The sequence below is a fragment of the Glutamicibacter nicotianae genome (genome assembly GCF_002797775.1).
Taxonomy (GTDB): Bacteria; Actinomycetota; Actinomycetes; order Actinomycetales; family Micrococcaceae; genus Glutamicibacter; species Glutamicibacter nicotianae.
In genome coordinates this window covers 1,190,448-1,211,132 of record NZ_PGEY01000001.1, presented here as the reverse complement: position 1 = coordinate 1,211,132, position 20,685 = coordinate 1,190,448, and the positions used below count along the sequence as shown (strand labels likewise).

Sequence of the window (20,685 nt, the reverse complement as noted above, 5' to 3'; positions counted from 1 at the left end):
AGTTAGCAATATTCCTTTAAATCCCGTCCCGTGAGGCGGAGAAGGGAGAGATGCACAGCATGGATGAGAATTCAGTGCCAGATGCCGCGCGCACGGTATTAACCGGCGACGACATCGAACGTGTACTCACTCGCGTAGCCTACGAAATCATCGAGGCCAACAAGGGCACCGACGACCTGGTCCTCCTTGGCATTCCCAGCCGCGGATTCCCGCTGGCCCAGCGCCTGGCAACCCGCATCGCAGCCACCGCCGACGGAAATCTCGACCCGGCATCGCTGGTCGGCCAGCTCGACATCACCATGTACCGCGACGATCTGCGCCACTCCACCACCCGCACCCCGGCGCCGACGCGCCTTCCAGCAGGCGGCATCGAGGGCAAGGTTGTCGTCCTGGTCGACGACGTGCTCTATTCCGGTCGCACCATCCGCGCCGCCCTGGACGCCCTGGCCGACTGGGGACGCCCGCGCATCGTGCGCCTGGCGGTGCTGGTTGACCGCGGGCATCGCGAACTGCCGATCCGCGCTGATCATGTGGGCAAGAACCTGCCGACCGCGAAGAGCGAAAAGGTGCGCGTGCACCTGGCAGAAATCGATGGCACCAACGAAGTAGTGATCGAGGGCGCCGCATGAAGCACCTGCTCTCCACCGCGGATCTGACCCGCGACGAAGCCATCGCCCTCCTGGATATCGCCGAAGAGATGCGTGAATCGGGAACCCGCCAGATCAAGAAGCTGCCGGCCCTGCGCGGACGCACCGTGGTGAATCTGTTCTTCGAGGACTCCACCCGCACCCGGATTTCCTTCGAGGCCGCCGCCAAGCGCCTGAGCGCCGACGTCATCAACTTCTCGGCCAAGGGATCGAGCGTATCCAAGGGCGAGTCGCTGAAGGACACCGCGCAGACCCTGCTGGCCATCGGCGCCGACGCGGTGGTCATCCGCCACCCGGATTCCGGTGCCCCGGCCCGGCTGGCGGCCACCGACTGGATCGGGCTGCCGATCGTCAACGCCGGCGACGGCACGCATGAGCACCCCACCCAGGCGCTGCTCGACGCCTTCACCCTGCGCCGCCAGGTGGCGCTGCGCGAGGGCACCAGCCCGGCAGGCCGCGGCCTGGACGGGCTGAAAGTCGCGATCGTCGGGGACATCCTGCACAGCCGTGTCGCCCGCTCCAACCTGTGGCTGCTGAACACCCTCGGTGCCGAAGTCACGATGGTCGCCCCTCCGACCCTGCTGCCGGTCGGCGCCGGATCCTGGCCGTGCACCATCAGCTACGACCTGGACGAGGTGATCGCCAAGGGCGTCGACGCGCTGATGATGCTGCGCGTGCAGGGCGAGCGGATGAATGCCGCCTACTTCCCGAACCCCCGCGAATACTCGCGCTACTGGGGACTGGACGATGCGCGTCTGGCGGAATTGGATGCTTCGGGCGCCGAGACCCTGATCATGCACCCTGGTCCGATGAACCGCGGCCTGGAGATCTCCTCGGCCGCCGCGGACTCGCCGCGCTCCACCGTGCTCGACCAGGTCACCAATGGCGTGGCCGTGCGCATGGCCAGCCTCTACATGCTCCTCTCCGGCGACCTGATCTGAAGGAAGAAACCATGAACTACTTGATCAAGCAGGCCTCCATCCTCGGCGGCGAACCTGCCGACGTGCTGATCGCCGACGGCAAGATCGCCCAGCTGGGCACCATCGCCGACGCCGGCGACGCGCAGGTGATCGATGCGACGGACCTGGTGCTGCTGCCGGGCCTGGTCGACACCCACACCCACCTGCGCGAACCGGGCCGCGAAGACGCCGAAACCGTGGAAACCGGTTCGCAGGCAGCCGCCCGCGGCGGCTACACCGCCGTGCACGCGATGGCCAACTCCACCCCGGTGGCCGACACCGCCGGCGTCGTCGAGCAGGTCTACGAATTGGGCCGCAAGGCCGGCTGGGTGGATGTCCGCCCGGTCGGTGCGGTCACCGTCGGCCTGGGCGGCAAGCAGCTGAGCGAAATCGGCGCGATGGCCGATTCCCGTGCCGCGGTGAAGATGTTCTCCGACGACGGCATCTGCGTCTTCGACCCGCTGCTGATGCGCCGCGCCCTGGAATACGTGAAGGCCTTCGACGGGGTCATCGCCCAGCACGCCCAAGAACCCCGGCTGACCGAAGGCGCCCAGATGAACGAGGGCGAAGTCTCCTCGATCCTGGGCATGCCCGGCTGGCCTGCGGTCGCCGAGGAATCGATCATCGCCCGCGATGTGCTGCTGGCCGAGCATGTCGGCGCGCGGCTGCACATCTGCCATGTGTCCACCGCCGGCTCGGTGGAGATCATCCGCTGGGCCAAGGCCCGCGGCATCCAGGTCACCGCGGAGGTCACCCCGCACCACCTGCTGCTCACCGACGAGAAAGTCCGCACCTACGACCCGGTGTTCAAGGTCAACCCTCCGCTGCGCCGCGAGGAAGACGTGATGGCGCTGCGCGCCGGCGTCGCCGACGGCACCATCGACGTGATCGGCACCGACCACGCCCCTCACCCGTCCGAAGCCAAGGACTGCGAGTGGGGCGCGGCGGCCATGGGCATGACCGGGCTGGAGACCGCGCTGTCGATCGTGCAGCACACGCTGGTCGACACCGGCTTGATGAGCTGGGCTGACGTCGCGCGCATCACCTCCGAGGTGCCCGCGCAGATCGGCCGCGTCGCCGACCAGGGCCGCCCGATCGCCGTGGGCGAGCCGGCCAACCTCACCCTCGTGGATCCGGCAGCCCGCTGGATCGTCGACCCGGCAGCCATGGCCACCAAGGGCCGCAACTCGCCGTTCGCCGGCATGGAGCTGCCCGGATTGGTGCGCGCCACCTTCTTCCACGGGCACGCCACCGTGCTCGATGGCCAGCTGGCAACCCCGAGGTCGATCAATGCCTGAGGGAGCACTTCAGCCGCTCATCTGGACGATCGTCGCGGTCGTCGCTGCCGTGACGCTGATCCTGCTGGGCTGGCGCAACCTCAAGGCCCGGCAATCGGCGATTCCCGAGCCGTTCGAGGAGTTCGCCGACCAGGTGGAGCACAGCTTCGAGGGCATGTACGTGGTCACCACGAAATTCGACGATTGGCTGGACCGCATTGCCGTGCATGAGCTCGGCGTGCGCACCAACGCCACCTTGGAACTGGGCAGCGAAGGCGTGCACCTGATCCGTTCCGGAGCGCGCGACGTGCACATCCCGTGGGAGCACTACGAAGAGGTCAAGCGCAGCAGCGGGATGATCGGCAAGGTCGTGGAGAAGAACGGCCTGATCGTCATCACCTGGAACAAGGACGGCTTCACCTTCGACACCGGATTCCGTCCCCGCTACCACGAGGACACCCCCAAGATTTATCAGTTGCTGGCGTCGCACGACGACGTAAGCCGAGCAGGAGACAAATAAGTGAATTCCCTGAGCAACCTACCAGCCGTGTTGGTACTCGAAGATGGCCGCATCTTCCGCGGACGCAGCTATGGCGCCGTGGGCACCACCCTGGGTGAAGCAGTCTTCACCACCGGCATGACCGGCTACCAGGAAACCCTGACTGACCCGTCCTACGCGCACCAGATCATCGTGCAGACCTTCCCGCACATCGGCAACACCGGCGTGAACTCCGAGGATCCGGAATCCACCCGCATGTGGGCCGCCGGCTACGTGGTGCGCGACGCCGCCCGCCGTCCAAGCAACTGGCGCAGCGAGCGCACCCTGGACGAGGACCTGGTCGAGTACGGCATCGTCGGCATCCAGGGCGTGGACACCCGCGCGCTGACCCGCCATCTGCGCGACGCCGGCGCCATGAAGTCCGGCATTTTCTCCGGCGATGACGCCGCGAAGTCCGACGCCGAACTGGTGGAACTGGTCAAGGCGCAGCCGTCGATGGCCGGGCGCAACATCTCCGCCGAGGTGTCGGTTGACACCGCCTACATCGTCGAGCCGGCTGACCACGGCTACACCGGCGAGCCCAAGCGCACCGTCGCCGCCATCGACCTGGGCATGAAGTCGATGACCCCGCACCGCCTGGCCGAGCGCGGCCTGCGCGTGCACGTGCTGCCGTACAACGCCACCCTTGAGGACATCAAGGCCACCGGCGCCGAAGGCGTCTTCTTCTCGAACGGCCCGGGCGACCCCGCCACCGCCACCGCGCAGGTGGAACTGGTGCGCTCGGTGCTCGATGCCGGCATGCCGTACTTCGGCATCTGCTTCGGCAACCAGATCCTGGGCCGCGCGCTGGGCTTCGACACCTACAAGCTGCGCTTCGGCCACCGCGGCATCAACCAGCCGGTGATGGACAAGGCCACCGGCCGCGTGGAAATCACCAGCCAGAACCACGGCTTCGCCGTCGACGCGCCGATCGAAGGCACCGTCACCGCGCCGGTCGAGCGCTTCGGCAAGGTCGAGGTCTCGCACTACTCGCTGAACGACCACGTGGTCGAGGGCCTGTCCTGCCTTGACATCCCGGCCTTCTCCGTGCAGTACCACCCAGAGGCTGCATCCGGCCCCCACGATGCCGCCTACCTCTTTGACCGCTTCATGACCGCGTTGGATTCCGCCGCAGAAAAGGACAGCAAGTAATGCCTAAGCGCACCGATCTGAAATCAGTTCTCGTCATCGGTTCGGGTCCGATCGTCATCGGCCAGGCCGCCGAGTTCGACTATTCCGGCACCCAGGCCCTGCGCGTGCTGAAGGAGGAGGGCCTGCGGGTCATCCTGGTCAACTCCAACCCGGCCACCATCATGACCGACCCGGAATTCGCCGACGCCACCTACGTCGAGCCGATCACCCCCGAGGTTGTCGAGAAGATCATTGCCAAGGAACGCCCTGATGCGATCCTGCCGACCCTGGGCGGGCAGACCGCGCTGAACACCGCGATCGCGCTGGACAAGTCCGGCGCCCTCCAGAAGTACGACGTCGAGCTGATCGGCGCGAACATCGAAGCCATCGAGCTGGGCGAGGACCGCGAGAAGTTCAAGGGCGTCGTCGAGCGCTGCGGCGCCGAATCGGCCCGCTCGGTCATCGTGCACACCCTGGACGAGGCCTTCGCCGCCGTCGAGGAGCTGAACTACCCGGTGGTCGTGCGCCCGTCGTTCACCATGGGCGGCCTGGGTTCGGGCATGGCCTACAACCCGGAGGACCTGCGCCGCATCGCCGGCGCCGGCCTGCAGTACTCGCCAACCACCGAGGTGCTCCTGGAGGAGTCGATCCTGGGCTGGAAGGAGTACGAGCTGGAGATGATGCGCGACAAGAACGACAACGTCGTGGTCGTGTGCTCCATCGAGAACTTCGATCCGGTCGGCGTGCACACCGGCGACTCGATCACCGTCGCCCCGGCGATGACCCTGACCGACCGCGAATACCAGAAGCTGCGCGACATCTCCATCGCGGTCATCCGCGAAGTCGGCGTGGACACCGGCGGCTGCAACATCCAGTTCGCCATCGACCCGGCCACCGGCCGCGTCGTGGTCATCGAGATGAACCCGCGCGTTTCGCGTTCCTCCGCGCTGGCTTCCAAGGCCACCGGCTTCGCGATCGCGAAGATCGCCACCAAGCTGGCCGTGGGCTACACCCTGGATGAGATCCCGAACGACATCACCCAGAAGACCCCGGCTTCCTTCGAGCCGGCCCTGGACTACGTGGTCGTGAAGGTCCCGCGCTTCGCCTTCGAGAAGTTCCCGGCCGCGGACAAGACCCTGACCACCACCATGAAGTCGGTCGGCGAAGCGATGGCCCTGGGCCGCAATTTCACCGAAGCCCTGCAGAAGGCGCTGCGCTCCCTGGAGCAGAAGGGCTCCGAGCTGTCCTTCGAGCCGATCCCGGAAGCCGAGCACGAAGCAGTGCTGGCCTCGATCGTGAAGGGCTCGACCGAACGCCTCTCGCTGGTCCAGCGCCTGCTGTTCTCCGGCGTGTCCATCGAGAAGCTGTTCGAGACCACCGCGATCGACCCGTGGTACCTGGACCAGCTGCAGCTGATCAACGAGGTCGCGCAGCTGGTGGCCGCGAACAAGCACCTGCCCGAGCACGTGCTGCGCGAAGCCAAGCGCCACGGCTTCTCCGATGCGCAGCTGGCCCAGCTCACCGGCAAGTCCGAGTCGGTGATCCGCGGCATCCGCCACGCGCTGGGCGTGCGCCCGGTCTACAAGACCGTTGACACCTGCGCCGCCGAGTTCGAGGCCTTCACCCCGTACATGTACTCCTCGTACGACGAGGAGACCGAGGTGGCGGCCCACGAGAAGAAGTCGGTCATCATCCTCGGCTCGGGTCCGAACCGCATCGGCCAGGGCATCGAGTTCGACTACTCCTGCGTGCACGCGGTGATGGCGCTGCGCGCCGAGGGCTACGAGACCGTGATGGTCAACTGCAACCCGGAGACCGTCTCCACCGACTACGACATCTCCGACCGCCTCTACTTCGAGCCGCTGACCCTGGAAGACGTGCTCGAAGTCATCCACGCCGAAGAGGAAACCGGCGGCGTGCTGGGCGTATTCGTCCAGCTCGGCGGCCAGACCCCGCTGAAGCTCGCCGCCGAGCTGAAGGCCGCCGGCGTGCCGATCCTGGGCACCTCGCCGGAAGCCATCGACCTGGCCGAGCACCGCGGCGCCTTCCAGCAGGTGCTGGACAACGCCGGGCTCGTCGCGCCGAAGAACGGCACCGCCGTGTCCTTCGCCGAGGCCAAGGCCATCGCCGACTCCATCGGCTACCCGGTGCTGGTCCGGCCGTCCTACGTGCTGGGCGGCCGCGGCATGGAGATCGTGTACGACGAGGCCAACCTCGAGCGTTACATCACCAACGCCACCGAGATCACCGTGGACCACCCGGTCCTGGTCGACCGCTTCCTGGAAGACGCGATCGAGATCGACGTCGACGCCCTGTTCGACGGCACCGACCTGTACGTCGGCGGCATCATGGAGCACATCGAGGAAGCCGGCATCCACTCGGGCGACTCGGCCTGCACCCTGCCTCCGATCACCCTGGGCCCTGACGTGCGCGAGCGCGTGAAGCAGGCCACCCGGGCGATCGCCGAAGGCGTGGGCGTGCGCGGCCTGATCAACATCCAGTTCGCGCTGGCCAGTGACATCCTGTACGTGATCGAGGCGAACCCGCGTGCTTCGCGCACCGTGCCGTTCACCTCGAAGGCCACCGGCGTGCAGCTGTCCAAGGTCGCCGCGCTGATCGGCGTCGGCAAGACCCTGGGCGAGCTGCGCGGCAGCTACCTGCCGGCCACCGGCGACGGCGCGCACCTGCCGGAAGCCGCGGCCATCGCCGTGAAGGAAGCGGTCATGCCGTTCGCCCGCTTCCGCACCCCGGAAGGCAAGGTCGTCGACTCGCTGCTCGGCCCTGAAATGCGCTCCACCGGCGAGGTCATGGGCTTCGACAAGTACTTCGACACCGCCTTCGCCAAGTCGCAGGCCGCGGCGAACAACCCGCTGCCCACCGCCGGCAAGGTCTTCGTCTCGGTCACCAACCGCGACAAGCGCTCGATCGTGATGCCGGTCAAGCACCTGTCCGACAACGGCTTCGAGATCATCTCCACCGGCGGCACCGCCGAGGTGCTGCGCCGCAACGGCATCCCGACCCAGGTGGTGGGCAAGCTGCACGAAGGCGGGGAGTCCATCGTCGACCTGATCGTGGCCGGCCAGATCGGCCTGATCCTGAACACCCCGTCGGGTTCGGATGCGCGTGGCGACGGCTACGAGATCCGCGCCGCCGCGACCTCGGTCGGCACCCCGGTGATCACCACCGTTGCGGAATTCAACGCCTCCGTCCAGGCAATCGATGCCCTGCGCGAGTACGAGTGGGATGTCACCAGCTTGCAGGTGCACGACGCCAACCTGAACGCGGCACGCAATGCCTGAGCCGATTCCATTCGGCCAGCGCCTTCGTTCGGCCATGCAGGCTTCCGGCCCGCTGTGCGTGGGGATTGATCCGCACCCGGCGCTGCTGGAAGCCTGGGGGCTGGAGAATACCGCCGATGGCGTGCGATCTTTCTCACTGGCAGTCGTGGAAGCGATGGCCGGTGCGGCGGCAATACTCAAGCCCCAGGTGGCCCTGTACGAGCGCTTCGGGTCCAAGGGATTTGGCGCGCTGGAGGACACCTTGAGCGCCGCGAAGGCCGCCGGGCTGCTCACGCTGGCCGACGCCAAGCGCGGGGATATCGGTTCGACCATGGCCGCGTACGCGACCGCATGGCTCGATGACGCTTCCCCGCTGGCCTCAGACGCGGTGACCTTGAGCCCATACCTGGGCTACGAGTCGCTGCGACCGGCACTGGATTTGGCTGCTGCCACCGGCAGGGGAGTGTTCGTTCTCGGGCTGACTTCCAACCCGGAGGGGCCGTCTGTGCAGCATGTCGGCGGAGAAAACTCTGTTGCTAAAACGATTATTGACCAAGTCACTGCCGAAAATTCAGGTGCAGAAGATTTAGGTCATATCGGTTTGGTCGTCGGCGCCACCATCGGCGATGCGCCGGCCAAGCTCGGAATTGATCTGGCGGCCTCCAAGGCTCCGCTGCTCACACCGGGACTTGGCGCGCAAGGCGCCACGGCAGCTGATATTGCCAAGTCATTCGTCTCCAGCTACGGCCAAGTGCTGGGCACGAGCAGCCGGGACATCCTCAAAGCGGGGCCGGACAAGACCGCGCTCCGCGACAAGGCCCTGAGGGTCCGGGACGAATTGCTGGCAGCTAGCTAGCAAAAAATTCGAATAAGTGGCATAGGCGCGTTGTGGCTATTAGAGTTTCTAGTAGCCACAACGCGTTTAGTCTTGCAAAAGCAGCGTTACCTCGCTATGTTTCTCAACATAAGCCTTAGTCCACTACAACTGAAGGATGGCTGAACGATGGTACTGCGAGAACTCTCTGACGAAGATCGTATCCGGGCCCGCGCCAAGGCACTCGCCGCACGCACTCGTCGTGCAGAAATCAAGGCGGAGTTCAGTGCCGGAAAAATTTCCATCACCGAGGTACTAGACTTGGTATACGAAGATGAAGCCGTGGGACGCATGCGTGTCATGGACCTTCTGGAATCGGTACCGGGCGTAGGTGAAGTACGCGCGGCAAACTTGCTGGAGCGACTTGGCATTTCCCCATCCCGCCGTCTGCGCGGACTGGGACGCAAGCAGCGCACCGCAATCACCGAGCACTTCAAGCAAAGCCCGCCAAAAACGAAAGTGTAGTCAATGACCGCAGCGTCGGTAACTGTTCTAGCCGGCCCCACGGCAGTAGGCAAGGGCACCGTCTCTACCTACATCCGCGATAACTATCCAGATGTCTGGCTCTCGGTGTCGGCAACGACCCGCAACGCCCGGCCGGGGGAGCAGGATGGAGTCCACTACTTCTTCGTGGGCCCCGAGCGCTTCCAAACCCTGGTTGAGGAAGGCCAGATGCTGGAATGGGCTGTCGTCCATGGCCAGAACAGCTACGGCACGATTCGCTCCACGGTTGAAAATGCAGTGGCACAGGGCAAGAAGGTCCTGCTGGAAATCGATCTGCAGGGTGCGCGCCAGGTCAAGGAGTCGATGCCCGAGGCAAAATTCGTCTTTCTCGCCCCGCCATCGTGGGACGAATTGGTGCGCCGGCTTGTGGGACGCGGCACTGAATCGGCCGAGGAACAGCAGCGCCGCCTGGAAACCGCTAAACTAGAACTTGCAGCGGAATCAGAATTCGACGTGACCATCGTTAACGACGATGTCGCACGTGCCGCCGAAGAGCTTGTAGCCCTCATGGGGCTAAAGAACGACAAATAGGGAGTCCTGTGTCCAACCCAGAGGGAATCATCAACCCATCGATCGACTCGTTGCTTGAGACCAACGACTCGAAGTACGCCATTGTGCTGAACTCGGCCAAGCGCGCACGCCAGATCAACGCCTACTACGCGCAGCTCAACGAAGGCCTGTTCGAGTACGTCGGCCCGCTGGTGGAAACCAAGCTGAACGAGAAGCCCCTGACCATCGCCTTGCGCGAGCTGGATGACAGCCTGCTGAAGGTCACTCCGGCCGAGGCCATCGAGGACTAATCGAAAAGTCGGCGCCCCGCAGCGGGCGCCTTCTTTTTCGTTAAGCCCCTTTTCCGCCCACCTCATCACCGCACCGAATCCTCGAGGAAGTACTTCATGAAGCGAATTGTCCTAGGCGTCTCAGCTGGCATCGCCGCCTACAAGTCCGTGCTCCTGCTGCGCTTGCTGCGCGAGGCCGGCCACCATGTCGATGTGATCCCCACCCAGAACGTCGCAAACTTCGTGGGCAATGCCACCTGGGAGGCCCTGTCCGGAAATCCGGTGACCTCGAATGTGTTCGAAGCGGTCGATACCGTCAACCACGTGCGCCTCGGCCAGCAGGCCGATCTGGTATTGATTGTTCCGGCTACCGCCGATGTGCTGGCCAAGGCCGCCGCAGGGCTGGCCGACGACCTGCTCACCGGCACCTTGCTGGCCACCCGGGCTCCGGTTGTGGTGGCCCCGGCCATGCACACCGAAATGTGGCAGCACCCGGCCACCGTCGCGAACGTGCAGACCCTGCGCGATCGCGGCGTGCGGGTGATCGAACCTGCTTCGGGGCGGCTTACCGGAAAGGATTCGGGACCGGGCCGGCTTCCGGAACCAGATGAGATCTTCGCCGCAGTACAGGACCTGCTCTCCGAGCCGGTGCTCGCTGGTTCCAAGGTCCTGATCACCGCCGGGGGCACCCGTGAACCGCTGGACCCGGTACGCTTCTTGGGCAACCGCTCCTCGGGCCGCCAGGGTGTCGCGTTGGCGCAGGCCGCCCGTGATGCCGGGGCCGACGTCACGCTGATCGCCACCCATCTGGAAGTTCCCGCGCCGCATGGCGTGAAGCTGGTGCATGCTTCAAGCGCGCTGGAGCTGCGCGAGGCGGTCTTCGAGAACGCTCCGGGCCAGGACGTGCTGATCATGAACGCGGCGGTCGCCGATTTCCGTCCGGCACGCATCGAGAACTCGAAGATCAAGAAGCGCGACGAGCATTCGGCACCGGTCATCGAGCTGGTGCGCAACCCGGATATCCTCGCCGAACTGGTTTCCGCCCGCAGCCAGAACCCGGACCTGCCGGAGTTCATCGTCGGCTTTGCCGCCGAGACCGGCGACGAGCAGGGCAGCGTGCTCGAGTACGGGCAGGCCAAGCTGAAGCGCAAGGGCTGCGAAATGCTCGTGGTAAATGAGGTGGGCGCGACGCTGACTTTCGGGCAGGAAACCAACAGCATCCACGTCCTCTTCGCCGATCACGCCGAAGCGGTGCAAGCCTCGGGCAGCAAGCTGGAGGTGGCCCGCGTGGTCATCGAGCAGATTTCGAATGCAGCAAAAAGTCATGCAGCTGTAACAAAGTGAGCCGCGCCATATGGTGCTTGTTCACGAAATGTCCTAGTTCTGCTTACCGGTCCCAGAGACCAGATAGAGTTATACGGTGACTTCAACAACCCCTGAACTTCGTCTTTTCACCTCGGAATCCGTGACCGAGGGCCACCCCGACAAGATCTGCGACCAGATCTCGGACGCGATCCTCGACGCCATGCTGGCCCAGGATCCGGACTCGAAGGTCGCCGTCGAGACGCTGACCACCACCGGCCTGGTGCACGTGGCCGGCGAGGTGACCACCAACGGCTATGTGGAGATCCCTGAGATCGTCCGCAAGACCATTTTGGACATCGGCTACGATTCCTCGGCCAACGGCTTCGACGGGGCGCGCTGCGGCGTGTCCGTGTCCATCGGCCAGCAGTCCCAGGAAATCCACGACGGCGTCTTCAACTCGCTGGAGTCCCGCGAAGGCACCGCCAAGGACCCGCGCGACATGCAGGGCGCCGGCGACCAAGGCCTGATGTTCGGCTACGCCTCGGATGAAACCGATTCGCTGATGCCTACCTCGATCTTCCTGGCGCACCGCCTGTCCGAACGGCTGACCCAGGTCCGCAAGAACGGCCGCATGCCGCTGCTGCGCCCGGACGGCAAGACCCAGGTCACCATCGGCTACGACGGCGACAAGCCAGTCTCGGTGGACACCGTGGTCGTTTCCAGCCAGCACGCCGCCGAATACGAGCTGGCAACGCTGAAGACCGACCTGCACGAAGAGGTCGTCACCCCGATCCTGGAGCGTTCGGGCCTGGATACCTCGAACACGAAGATCATCCTGAATCCTTCGGGCCCGTTCATCATCGGCGGCCCCGTCGGCGATGCCGGGTTGACCGGACGCAAGATCATCGTCGATACCTACGGCGGCTTCGCCCGCCACGGCGGCGGCGCGTTCTCCGGCAAGGATCCATCGAAGGTCGACCGCTCCGCAGCCTACGCCATGCGCTGGGTGGCCAAGAATGTGGTCGCCGCCGGCCTGGCCCGCCGCGCCGAGGTCCAGGTGGCTTACGCGATCGGCGTGGCCCGTCCGGTGGGCCTGTACGTGGAGACCTTCGGCACCGAGACCGTTGATCCGGCGAAGATCACCAAGGCCATCAACGAGGTGTTCGACCTGCGTCCGCTGGGCATCATCGAGGACCTGGACCTCAAGCGCCCGATCTACCGCAAGACCGCTGCCCACGGCCATTTCGGCCGCGAGGACAACGACTTCACCTGGGAGAAGCTGGACCGCGTCGACGCCCTGCGTAGCTGGTTCAACGCCTAGCCACCGTGCAGCAAGACGCCCTGATCTCAGCACCCGAGCCGGCCCGCATCAAGCGGGTTGCCCGGGTGCTGATTGATTCTTCGGTCCCGCATCTGGACCGCTTCTTCGACTACGAGATCCCGCCCTCGATGGCGGAGGATGCAGTAGCCGGAGTCCGCGTGAAGGTGCACTTCGGCCCGCAGCTGCTCTCCGGGTTCATCGTTGCCGTGCTTGAGGACTACGCCCCGGAAATGAAGCTGAGGCCGCTGGCCAAGCTGGTCAGCACCCAAGTGGCGCTGTACCCGCAGATCGTGGACGCCGCGCAGGAGGTCGCCACCCGCTACGCCGGCACCCTGTGGGATGTGGTGCGCCTGGCTGTGCCCGCCCGCGCCGCCAAGGTCGAAAAAGAGGACCTGGCCACCGTCGCCCCAAAGCTGCCCGAGGCGCCGAACCAGCTGCTCCACTACGAGCACGGGGAGCGGGCACTGGCCGCCTGGGGCAGCGGCGAAACCCTGCGGGCAGTGGCCACCTGGGTACCGAATTTCAACGGTGCCTGGCCCGGCTTCCTGATGGATGCCGCCCGTCCGGTGATCGAGCGCGGCCAGCGGGTGCTGCTGATCGTGCCCGATGCCCGCGACCTGCGCCTGCTGGGCGGCTACCTCGACGAGCACTTCGGGGCCGAATCCTATGCCCGGCTGCAGGCCGACGACGGGCCGACACCGCGCTACCGCAACTTCCTGCGCGCCATCGGCGGGCACGTGCAGATCGTCATCGGCACCCGCTCGGCGGCGCTGTGCCACGTTCCCGGGCTGGAGCTGATGATCGTGTGGCAAGACGCGGACCACTCGCACCGCGAACAGCGCGCGCCCTACCAGCACAGCCGCGAAGTGGCCTTGCTGCGCAGCGCCCAGGCAGGCATCTCCCTGCTGATCGCCGCGCCATCGCGCTCGGTCGAAGCCCAGCGCCTGGTGGACACCGGCTGGGCCATCGAGCTGAAGGTGCCGCGCGAACTGCTGCGTGCGCACACCGCCCGCGTCGTGGCCACCACCAATGATTTCGAGCTGGAGCGCGACCCGGTGCTGGCCAGGGCCCGCATCCCGTCGCTGGCTTGGCGCGAAGCCACCAAAGCGCTGAAAACCGGTCCGGTGCTGGTGCAGGTGGCGCGCACCGGGTTCATGCCGGCTCTGGCCTGCCAGGATTGCCGGACCCCTGCGCGCTGCCCCGCCTGCCAGGGCCCGCTGCACATTGCCGGCAAGGGCTCGCATGTGGCCTGCCGCTGGTGCGGGGAGCAGTACCACGACTACCGCTGCGCGCACTGCGCCTCGCCGCGGATCCGGGCCGCCAGCATCGGCGCCGACCGCACCGCCGAAGAACTCGGCCTGGCCTTTCCCAAGGTCAGCGTTATTTCTTCCACCGGAGCAAAGCCGGTGGACAGGATCGGCGACAAGCCGGCGCTGGTCGTCGCAACCCCTGGGGTCGAACCGTTTGCCGAATCCGGGTACGCCGCGGTGCTGCTGCTCGATGCCGACAGGATGATGGCCCACGATTCGCTGCGCAACGCCGAGGAAGTCATCGCCCGATGGTTCACCGCCGCTTCCATGGCGCGGGCTGACGGAGTCGTGGTGCTGACCGGCAATCCGAGCCCTGCCGGGGCCGCGCTGGTGCGCTACGACCCGGCGAGCTTTGCCGAACGCGAATTGGCCGAGCGCCGCGAGGTGGGGCTGCCTCCGGCGGTGCGCAGCGCGGTCATTTCGGGCCTGGGAGCCGAACGGCTGGTCGCCAACCTGGATCCCGAGACCCGTGCGCGTGTGCAAATCCATGGTCCGACGGTGATTGACGGGCCGCCGGCCCAGCACCGCTACGTGCTCTTCTTCTCCTACGCCGACGGAACTGCGGTGACCACGGCGCTGCGCCACCTGCGCGCAACCATGTCCGCGGCCAAGGACCCGGTCGTGGCGATCGCCATCGACCCGGACGACGCGCTCTAGGAACGTGCCGCGGCGCTAGTGTCGGCCAGCTGCCAGCTGCTGCAAGAAGCGGTCGATGGCCTTCGCGGTTTCCGGGGCCTTTTCATAGTGGATCAGGTGCCCGACGTTCTCGAGCATCACCAGCTGCGCGTCGGCGAAGCTGGCCCGCAGCGTTTCCTGCGTCTGCGGGGTGCCCAATTCGTCTTCCCTCCCGGCGACCATTAGCGTGGGCAGTCCCAGGGCAGGGGAGTAGTCCCCGACGGTCGAGCTGATCGACGCCCGGTAGGACTGGGCCAGGGTCGCGCGCGAATGGAAGCCGCCGAAATAGGCGCGGTGCTGCTCGCGCACGTAGGCCCGGATGTCCGGGTCCTTGCTCTTGGTCATTACCAGGCTCATCGCATCGCTGAACAGCCTGGATCGCAGCAGCGCTTCGCCGATGCCCGCCGGAATCCTGGCGCATGCCTCGTAGTAGCCGCTGGCCAGCTTGGACAGCAGCGCCTGGTCGGATTCCAAGGCAAGCTCCGAGATCGGATTCAGCAAGATCAACGAGGCGAAGCTGCGCACGGTGGCCAGCTTGGCGGCCACGATCGATCCGAAGGAATGCCCCAGCAGGTGCACCGAAGGACCCAGCTGCAGTTCTTCGGCCAGCTGGTTGAGCACCTCCGCATACCCGTCGACATCGTGGTCCAGATCCAGCATCGACGTCGAGGAGCCGAAACCCGGCAGGTCGGGGACGACCACCGTGTAGTGCGGCAGATGCGAGACGATGCGCGCCAGCCCGTGGTGGTCTCCGCGGAATCCGTGCACCGCGTAGATCACGCCGCGCGAGGGCTTCTGGGCCGGGTGGGTGTAGACGCGGATTTCGGCGCCGTTGAAATGGTGGGTGGTCGCTAGCTGCTGTCGGGGGGCCATGGCTTTAACCCTACCCGTCCAGCAGCGCCAGGGCCGTGCCCTCGTCGATCACCAGATCGGTGATCAACCCGCCTTTAAGCGCACCGCGCACCGCCTGCAGCTTGCCGCGCCCTGCCACCACGCAGAACCGGGTCGGCACCTTGCGCAGTGCATCGAGGGCTGGCCCAGTGGAACGGGCATTGAGCGAAATATTCGAGCTGGTGCCGTTCTTGTCGAAGAACACCGTGGCCACGTCGCCGACCACACCGATCTCGTTCAGTTCCTGGGCTTCGTCTTTGGTCAAGTAGCCGCCGCGGTACACCTGCGAGACGACAGCGGAACCGGCCGAGCCCAGCGAGAACACCGCGAGGTTCATCTCCTTCTGCACCTGCAGCACCCGTTGGATCGACGTCTCCTGCCACATGGCTTCGCGGGTGGATGCCCGGTCGAAGAAGGCCGGGACCGGGAACTGCTCGGTGCGTGCGGTGAAGGCCTGGCCGAAACGCGTGAGGATGTCGCTGGCGTAGCGCACTCCGCTGGTCACCGGGTTTGCCGCCCCGTTGAGCTGCACGATTTTCGTGTCATGGGTGGGGTGCGAGCCCAGGGCCATGGACACCGCCTGCATCGTCGACCCCCATGCGACGCCCACGGTCATCGAGGAGGAGACCATGCCGCCGAGCAGATAGGCGGCGTGCGCAGCGACGCGGGAAAGCAATTCGGAGTCGTCCATGTTGCCGTCGGTGGGCACGACGTTGAAGCTTATCCCGTAGTGCTCGGAGAGCTGGTTGCCCAGCAGCGCCGACATGTTGGCGCTGGGCGAGATGCTGATCGAGACCATGCCGGTGCGCTTAGCGTGGGAGAGCAAGCGGGAGACCGTCGAACGCGAGGTTCCCAGCTCTTTGGCGATCGCTTCCATCTTCATGTCCTGCAGGTAGTACAGCTGGGCGGCGCGCAGCGCGTCCTTGGTCTTGGGAGTGCTGTGCACGGATGTGCCATTCGTTGCCCGCTTGTAGGTGCCCCGGGGGGAGGATTTCATCATGATTTAGACCACTTCTGCACGTTTGTGCATTTTGTTTGACCGCTTTGCCGTTCTGTAACAAGACTAGCTTCAGACTCATCCATTTATTACACAAGGGGCACAAATCGTGATTCGGGAACAGCTAGCCAAACTGCGTGAACGTCCGCAGGCGCAGGTTCTGGTTGTTGGCGGCGGCATCAACGGCGTCGCCACTTTCCGCTACCTAGCCATGCAGGGGATCGATGTCGCCCTGGTCGAGCGCGGCGATTACTGCCAGGGCGCCTCCGGTGCCAGCTCCCACATGATCCACGGCGGAATCCGCTACCTGGAGAACGGCGAGTTCCGCCTGGTCCACGAATCCGTGCAGGAACGCAACTCGCTGCTCCAGATCGCGCCGCACTACGTCAAGCCGCTGCAGACCACCATCCCCATTTTCTCCACGTTCTCCGGCATGCTCAGCGCGCCAATGCGCTTCTTGACCCACAAGTCCGGCAAGCCCACAGAGCGCGGCGCCGCGCTGATCAAAGCCGGCTTGATCATGTACGACGTCTTCGCCGGCATCGGCGGACGCAACACCCCATGGCACAATTTCAAGGCAGGCAAGGCTGCCCGCAAGGACCTGCCCGCGCTGCGCGATGACGTCAAGTACACCGCCACCTACTTCGACGCTTCGGTGCACAACCCGGAGCGCCTGACCCTGGACGTGCTTCAGGAAGGCCTGAGCGCCAACAGCGCTGCCCGCGCCAGCAACTACGTCGAGCTGGCCGGCGTCGACGGCGGCACCGCGAAGCTGCGCGATGTGCTCACCGGCGAAAGCTTCGACTTCGAGGCCGAGGTCATCATAAACGCCACCGGCGCGTGGGTGGATATGACCAATAAAGATCTGGGCCGCGAAACCAAGTGGACCGGCGGCACCAAGGGCTCGCACATCGTGCTCGACCACCCAGAGCTGCTGGCCGCCACCGGCGGGCGTGAAATCTTCTTCGAGCACGAAGACGGCCGCATCGTATTGATCTACCCTATGCTCGGCCGGGTGCTGGTGGGCACCACCGACCTTGAGCACGACATGAATGAGCCTGCGATCTGCACCGATGAAGAGGTCGACTACTTCTTCGAGCTGGTGCATCATGTCTTCCCGGGCATCCGCGTGAGCGAAGAGCAGATCGTCTACAAGTTCTCCGGCGTCCGCCCGCTGCCGAATCACGATGACACCGCACCGGGCTTCGTCTCCCGCGACTACCAGGTCAAGGAAACCCGCCTGACCGACAAGACCACGATGCTCTCGCTGATCGGCGGCAAATGGACCACCTTCCGGGCGCTGAGCGAGAACTTGGGCGGCAAAGCGCTTGAATTCCTGGGTGAGCGCGAGACCGCGAGCACCGTGGGCGTAGCCATCGGCGGAGGCAAGAACTTCCCGAAGAATGAGGGCGAGCTGGCCGCCTGGTTTGCGGCCCGCGAGCACCTGGCCGGACGCGAACGCCTGCGTGTGCTCCTGGAGCGCTACGGCACCGGCGCAGATGCAGTGCTCGAAGCGCTCGGCAGCAACGAAACCATGCTCGAGCACACCAACGAGCTGTCCTGCCAGGAGCTGGCCTACATGGCCAAGCATGAGCAGGTGGGCCGCCTGATCGACGTCTTCATCCGACGCACCAACCTGGCCTTCCGCGGCCTGGTCACGAAGAATTTGGTGATCGAGGCAGCTAATTGCCTCGCTAACCCGATGGAATGGGATAAGTCCCAGATCCAAGCTGAGATCGACCATTCGCTCTCGGTCCTTGCAGAATCCCACGGTGTCACCCTGGTCTAAGCTGCATCTTGGCCGGCGGCAAGTCGCCGCCGGCAATCGAAACCACTAAGAGGTCAACGTTGTCCACTCACGTGTTTCTCGCCGAATTAGCCGGCACTTTCATACTCCTGCTCATGGGCGGCGGCGTCTGCGCCAACGTCGCCCTGAAAGGCACCCTCGGCAGCGCAGCGGGCTGGGTAGCCATCAGCTTAGGCTGGGGCTTTGCCGTCTACTGCGGCGTCTGGATCGCCGGAATTTCCGGAGCCCACCTGAACCCGGCAGTCACCCTCGGCCTGCTGGTCAACCCGGATGCCGCCGAATACGCCCCAGGTGTCGCCAAGACCTTCGCCAACACGATGCTGTATTTCCTGGCGCAGTTCATTGGCGCCTTCCTCGGTGCCGTGGGAACCTGGCTTGCCTACAAGAAGCATCTGGACGATCCGCAGAACGCGGGCCAGCAGCTGGGTGTCTTCTCCACCGGACCGGCCATCCGCTCCTACGGCTGGAACCTGGTCACGGAGATCTTCGGCACCTTTGTCCTGGTGTTCGTGATCGCCGGGTTGGGCCACACCCCGCATGAGCTCGGCCCGCTGGCCGTGGCCCTGCTGGTTGTCGCCATCGGCCTGTCCCTGGGCGGTGCCACCGGCTACGCCATCAACCCGTTCCGCGACCTGGGTCCACGCGTCGCCCACACTATCCTGCCGATCAAGGGCAAGGGCTCTTCCGACTGGTCCTATTCGTGGGTTCCGTTGGTCGGTCCGGCTATCGGCGGTATCCTTGGCGGACTTGCCGCCGCGCCAATGTTCTAGAAAGAGAGCAGTGAATCATGAGTGAAAAATTCGTCATCGCCATTGACCAAGGCACCACCAGTTCCCGTGCAATCGTCTTCAACCATGCCGGCGAGGTGCACTCGGTAGGCCAGAAGGAGCACGAGCAGATCTTCCCGGCCGCCGGATGGGTCGAACATGATCCAGCCGAAATCTGGACCAATGTGCGCGAAGTGATCGGCCAGGCCTTGTCCAAGGCCAACCTGACCCGTCACGACATCGAGGTCGTCGGCATTACCAACCAGCGCGAAACCACGGTGGTGTGGGACAAGAACACCGGCGAAGCCGTTTACAACGCGATTGTCTGGCAGGACACCCGTACCCAGGACATCGTCGACGAGCTGGCGGGTGATGGCGGCCTGGAACGCTACAAGCAGACTGTCGGCTTGCCGCTGGCAACCTACTTCTCGGGCACCAAGATCAAGTGGATCCTGGACAATGTCGAAGGCGCGAGGGAACGCGCAGAAGCAGGAGACCTGCTGTTCGGCACCACCGACAGCTGGGTGCTGTGGAACCTGACCGGCGGCGTGGACGGCGGTGTGCACGTTACCGACGTGACCAACGCGTCGCGCACGCTGTTCATGGACCTGAAGACCCTCCAATGGGACGAGAAGATCCTGGCCGATTTCGGCGTGCCGCTGTCCATGATGCCGGAGATCCGTTCGTCTTCGGAGGTGTACGGCACGGTGCACACGAACCAGTTGCTGCGCGAGGTGCCGGTTGCCGGTATCCTGGGCGACCAGCAGGCCGCAACCTTCGGCCAGGCCGCATTCACCGCGGGCACCGCGAAGAATACCTATGGCACCGGCTGCTTCCTGATCTTCAACACCGGCACGGAGATCGTGAATTCGACCAACGGCCTGCTGACCACCATGGCGTACAAGCTGGGCGAGAGCGCACCGGTGTATGCCCTGGAAGGTTCCATCGCCGTTGCCGGTTCCCTGATCCAGTGGCTGCGCGACAACATCGGCATGATCGCCACCGCCCCGGAGGTCGAACAGCTGGCGGCCCAGGTTGAGGATAACGGCGGCGTATATATCGTTCCGGCTTTCTCCGGCTTGTTCGCTCCCTATTGGCGTTCGGATGCCCGCGGCGCGATCGTCGGCCTGACCCGCTATGCTAACAAGAACCACATTGCCCGTGCGGCGCTCGAGTCCACCGCATTCCAGACGCGAGAAGTACTGGACGCGGTCAACGCCGACGCTGAGGTTCCGTTGACCGAACTGAAGGTCGACGGCGGAATGGTGGCCAACGAAGCCCTGATGCAGTTCCAGGCCGACATCCTCGGCGTGCCAGTGGTTCGCCCGCAGGTCACCGAGACCACCGCGCTGGGTGCGGCTTACGCCGCTGGCCTCGCCGTTGGCTTCTGGAAGGACCTTGGCGAGCTGGAGCAGAACTGGGCCGAGGACAAGCGTTGGGAGCCGACCATGGATGAGGAGTCGCGCGAGCGCAGCCTGCGCCTGTGGAAGAAGGCTGTCACCCGCACCTTCGACTGGGTCGACGAAGATACCAAGGCCTGAGCCCGACTGCGGCTTGGCCGGAACCTTTCCGGACACCGGCAGCGCCCGAACCGCCCATTGGCGTGGTTCGAGCGCTGCCCGTTT

18 protein-coding genes are annotated in these 20,685 nt (G+C 65.2%); 16 read left to right on the top strand and 2 right to left on the bottom strand.

Annotated features, from left to right (window positions below):
• The first annotated feature begins 59 nt into the window (after positions 1–59).
• From pyrR to ATK23_RS05450, 13 genes are all read left to right on the top strand, one after another.
• A complete protein-coding gene (gene pyrR, locus ATK23_RS05510; protein WP_100339317.1) occupies positions 60–629 on the top strand; it encodes a bifunctional pyr operon transcriptional regulator/uracil phosphoribosyltransferase PyrR in 570 nt (189 codons plus the stop codon).
• The gene (locus ATK23_RS05505) at positions 626–1,588 is read left to right on the top strand and encodes an aspartate carbamoyltransferase catalytic subunit (RefSeq protein ID WP_066138474.1); all 963 of its coding nucleotides are present in this window, start codon (positions 626–628) and stop codon (positions 1,586–1,588) included. The genes pyrR and ATK23_RS05505 overlap by 4 nt, the downstream gene beginning before the upstream one ends.
• Positions 1,589–1,599: 11 nt before the next feature.
• Entirely contained in the window at positions 1,600–2,904 is a 1,305-nt protein-coding gene (locus tag ATK23_RS05500) for a dihydroorotase (RefSeq protein ID WP_100339246.1), read from the top strand.
• On the top strand, positions 2,897–3,403 hold the full coding sequence (locus ATK23_RS05495) for a PH-like domain-containing protein (protein ID WP_066138472.1): 507 nt from the start codon (positions 2,897–2,899) through the stop codon (positions 3,401–3,403). The genes ATK23_RS05500 and ATK23_RS05495 overlap by 8 nt, the downstream gene beginning before the upstream one ends.
• Positions 3,404–4,573 carry a glutamine-hydrolyzing carbamoyl-phosphate synthase small subunit gene (gene carA / locus ATK23_RS05490; protein WP_066138470.1) on the top strand — a complete coding sequence of 390 codons (1,170 nt, stop codon included), beginning with the start codon at positions 3,404–3,406 and terminating at the stop codon, positions 4,571–4,573.
• Positions 4,573–7,851, top strand: a complete 3,279-nt coding sequence (gene carB, locus ATK23_RS05485; RefSeq protein WP_066138466.1) for a carbamoyl-phosphate synthase large subunit — start codon at positions 4,573–4,575, stop codon at positions 7,849–7,851. Before carA ends, carB begins: the two co-directional genes overlap by 1 nt.
• The gene (pyrF, locus tag ATK23_RS05480) at positions 7,844–8,686 is read left to right on the top strand and encodes an orotidine-5'-phosphate decarboxylase (RefSeq protein WP_066138464.1); all 843 of its coding nucleotides are present in this window, start codon (positions 7,844–7,846) and stop codon (positions 8,684–8,686) included. The genes carB and pyrF overlap by 8 nt, the downstream gene beginning before the upstream one ends.
• A 147-nt stretch (positions 8,687–8,833) precedes the next feature.
• Positions 8,834–9,169 carry an integration host factor, actinobacterial type gene (gene mihF / locus ATK23_RS05475; protein ID WP_013349055.1) on the top strand — a complete coding sequence of 112 codons (336 nt, stop codon included), beginning with the start codon at positions 8,834–8,836 and terminating at the stop codon, positions 9,167–9,169.
• A 3-nt stretch (positions 9,170–9,172) separates the two neighbouring features.
• On the top strand, positions 9,173–9,739 hold the full coding sequence (gene gmk, locus ATK23_RS05470) for a guanylate kinase (protein ID WP_066138462.1): 567 nt from the start codon (positions 9,173–9,175) through the stop codon (positions 9,737–9,739).
• Between the two features lie 8 nt (positions 9,740–9,747).
• A complete protein-coding gene (gene rpoZ, locus ATK23_RS05465) occupies positions 9,748–10,008 on the top strand; it encodes a DNA-directed RNA polymerase subunit omega (RefSeq protein WP_038991115.1) in 261 nt (86 codons plus the stop codon).
• Positions 10,009–10,104: 96 nt separating this feature from the next.
• Entirely contained in the window at positions 10,105–11,331 is a 1,227-nt protein-coding gene (gene coaBC / locus ATK23_RS05460; RefSeq protein WP_066138456.1) for a bifunctional phosphopantothenoylcysteine decarboxylase/phosphopantothenate--cysteine ligase CoaBC, read from the top strand.
• A 76-nt stretch (positions 11,332–11,407) separates the two neighbouring features.
• Positions 11,408–12,613 carry a methionine adenosyltransferase gene (gene metK / locus ATK23_RS05455; RefSeq protein WP_066138451.1) on the top strand — a complete coding sequence of 402 codons (1,206 nt, stop codon included), beginning with the start codon at positions 11,408–11,410 and terminating at the stop codon, positions 12,611–12,613.
• Between the two features lie 5 nt (positions 12,614–12,618).
• Positions 12,619–14,580 carry a primosomal protein N' family DNA-binding protein gene (locus ATK23_RS05450; RefSeq protein ID WP_066138449.1) on the top strand — a complete coding sequence of 654 codons (1,962 nt, stop codon included), beginning with the start codon at positions 12,619–12,621 and terminating at the stop codon, positions 14,578–14,580.
• A 15-nt stretch (positions 14,581–14,595) separates the two neighbouring features.
• Here the strand turns inward: ATK23_RS05450 and ATK23_RS05445 are convergent, their stop codons facing one another.
• Together ATK23_RS05445 and ATK23_RS05440 are read right to left on the bottom strand one after the other, a co-directional pair.
• Positions 14,596–15,471: an alpha/beta fold hydrolase gene (locus ATK23_RS05445; RefSeq protein WP_066138446.1), complete on the bottom strand. Its 876-nt coding sequence runs from the start codon at positions 15,469–15,471 to the stop codon at positions 14,596–14,598.
• A gap of 10 nt (positions 15,472–15,481) precedes the next feature.
• Positions 15,482–16,489: a sugar-binding transcriptional regulator gene (locus ATK23_RS05440; protein WP_066138442.1), complete on the bottom strand. Its 1,008-nt coding sequence runs from the start codon at positions 16,487–16,489 to the stop codon at positions 15,482–15,484.
• Between the two features lie 106 nt (positions 16,490–16,595).
• Here ATK23_RS05440 and ATK23_RS05435 point away from each other — a divergent pair, with 106 nt between their 5' ends.
• Genes ATK23_RS05435 through glpK form a run of 3 tightly spaced genes read left to right on the top strand, consistent with a single transcriptional unit; the run spans position 16,596 to position 20,601 of the window.
• Positions 16,596–18,275: a glycerol-3-phosphate dehydrogenase/oxidase gene (locus ATK23_RS05435; protein ID WP_083515438.1), complete on the top strand. Its 1,680-nt coding sequence runs from the start codon at positions 16,596–16,598 to the stop codon at positions 18,273–18,275.
• 59 nt (positions 18,276–18,334) lie between these two features.
• Positions 18,335–19,063 carry an MIP/aquaporin family protein gene (locus ATK23_RS05430; RefSeq protein WP_066138437.1) on the top strand — a complete coding sequence of 243 codons (729 nt, stop codon included), beginning with the start codon at positions 18,335–18,337 and terminating at the stop codon, positions 19,061–19,063.
• A 17-nt stretch (positions 19,064–19,080) separates the two neighbouring features.
• Positions 19,081–20,601, top strand: a complete 1,521-nt coding sequence (glpK, locus tag ATK23_RS05425; RefSeq protein ID WP_066138434.1) for a glycerol kinase GlpK — start codon at positions 19,081–19,083, stop codon at positions 20,599–20,601.
• Positions 20,602–20,685: the final 84 nt, after the last annotated feature.

What these genes read in the sequence shown, in the direction of transcription:
- pyrR (WP_100339317.1), top strand. Translation starts at nt 60, where the DNA reads ATGGATGAGAATTCAGTGCCAGATGCCGCGCGCACGGTATTAACCGGC.
- ATK23_RS05505 (WP_066138474.1), top strand. Translation starts at nt 626, where the DNA reads ATGAAGCACCTGCTCTCCACCGCGGATCTGACCCGCGACGAAGCCATC.
- ATK23_RS05500 (WP_100339246.1), top strand. Translation starts at nt 1,600, where the DNA reads ATGAACTACTTGATCAAGCAGGCCTCCATCCTCGGCGGCGAACCTGCC.
- ATK23_RS05495 (WP_066138472.1), top strand. Translation starts at nt 2,897, where the DNA reads ATGCCTGAGGGAGCACTTCAGCCGCTCATCTGGACGATCGTCGCGGTC.
- carB (WP_066138466.1), top strand. Translation starts at nt 4,573, where the DNA reads ATGCCTAAGCGCACCGATCTGAAATCAGTTCTCGTCATCGGTTCGGGT.
- pyrF (WP_066138464.1), top strand. Translation starts at nt 7,844, where the DNA reads ATGCCTGAGCCGATTCCATTCGGCCAGCGCCTTCGTTCGGCCATGCAG.
- mihF (WP_013349055.1), top strand. Translation starts at nt 8,834, where the DNA reads ATGGTACTGCGAGAACTCTCTGACGAAGATCGTATCCGGGCCCGCGCC.
- gmk (WP_066138462.1), top strand. Translation starts at nt 9,173, where the DNA reads ATGACCGCAGCGTCGGTAACTGTTCTAGCCGGCCCCACGGCAGTAGGC.
- coaBC (WP_066138456.1), top strand. Translation starts at nt 10,105, where the DNA reads ATGAAGCGAATTGTCCTAGGCGTCTCAGCTGGCATCGCCGCCTACAAG.
- ATK23_RS05445 (WP_066138446.1), bottom strand. Translation starts at nt 15,471, where the DNA reads ATGGCCCCCCGACAGCAGCTAGCGACCACCCACCATTTCAACGGCGCC.
- ATK23_RS05440 (WP_066138442.1), bottom strand. Translation starts at nt 16,489, where the DNA reads ATGATGAAATCCTCCCCCCGGGGCACCTACAAGCGGGCAACGAATGGC.
- glpK (WP_066138434.1), top strand. Translation starts at nt 19,081, where the DNA reads ATGAGTGAAAAATTCGTCATCGCCATTGACCAAGGCACCACCAGTTCC.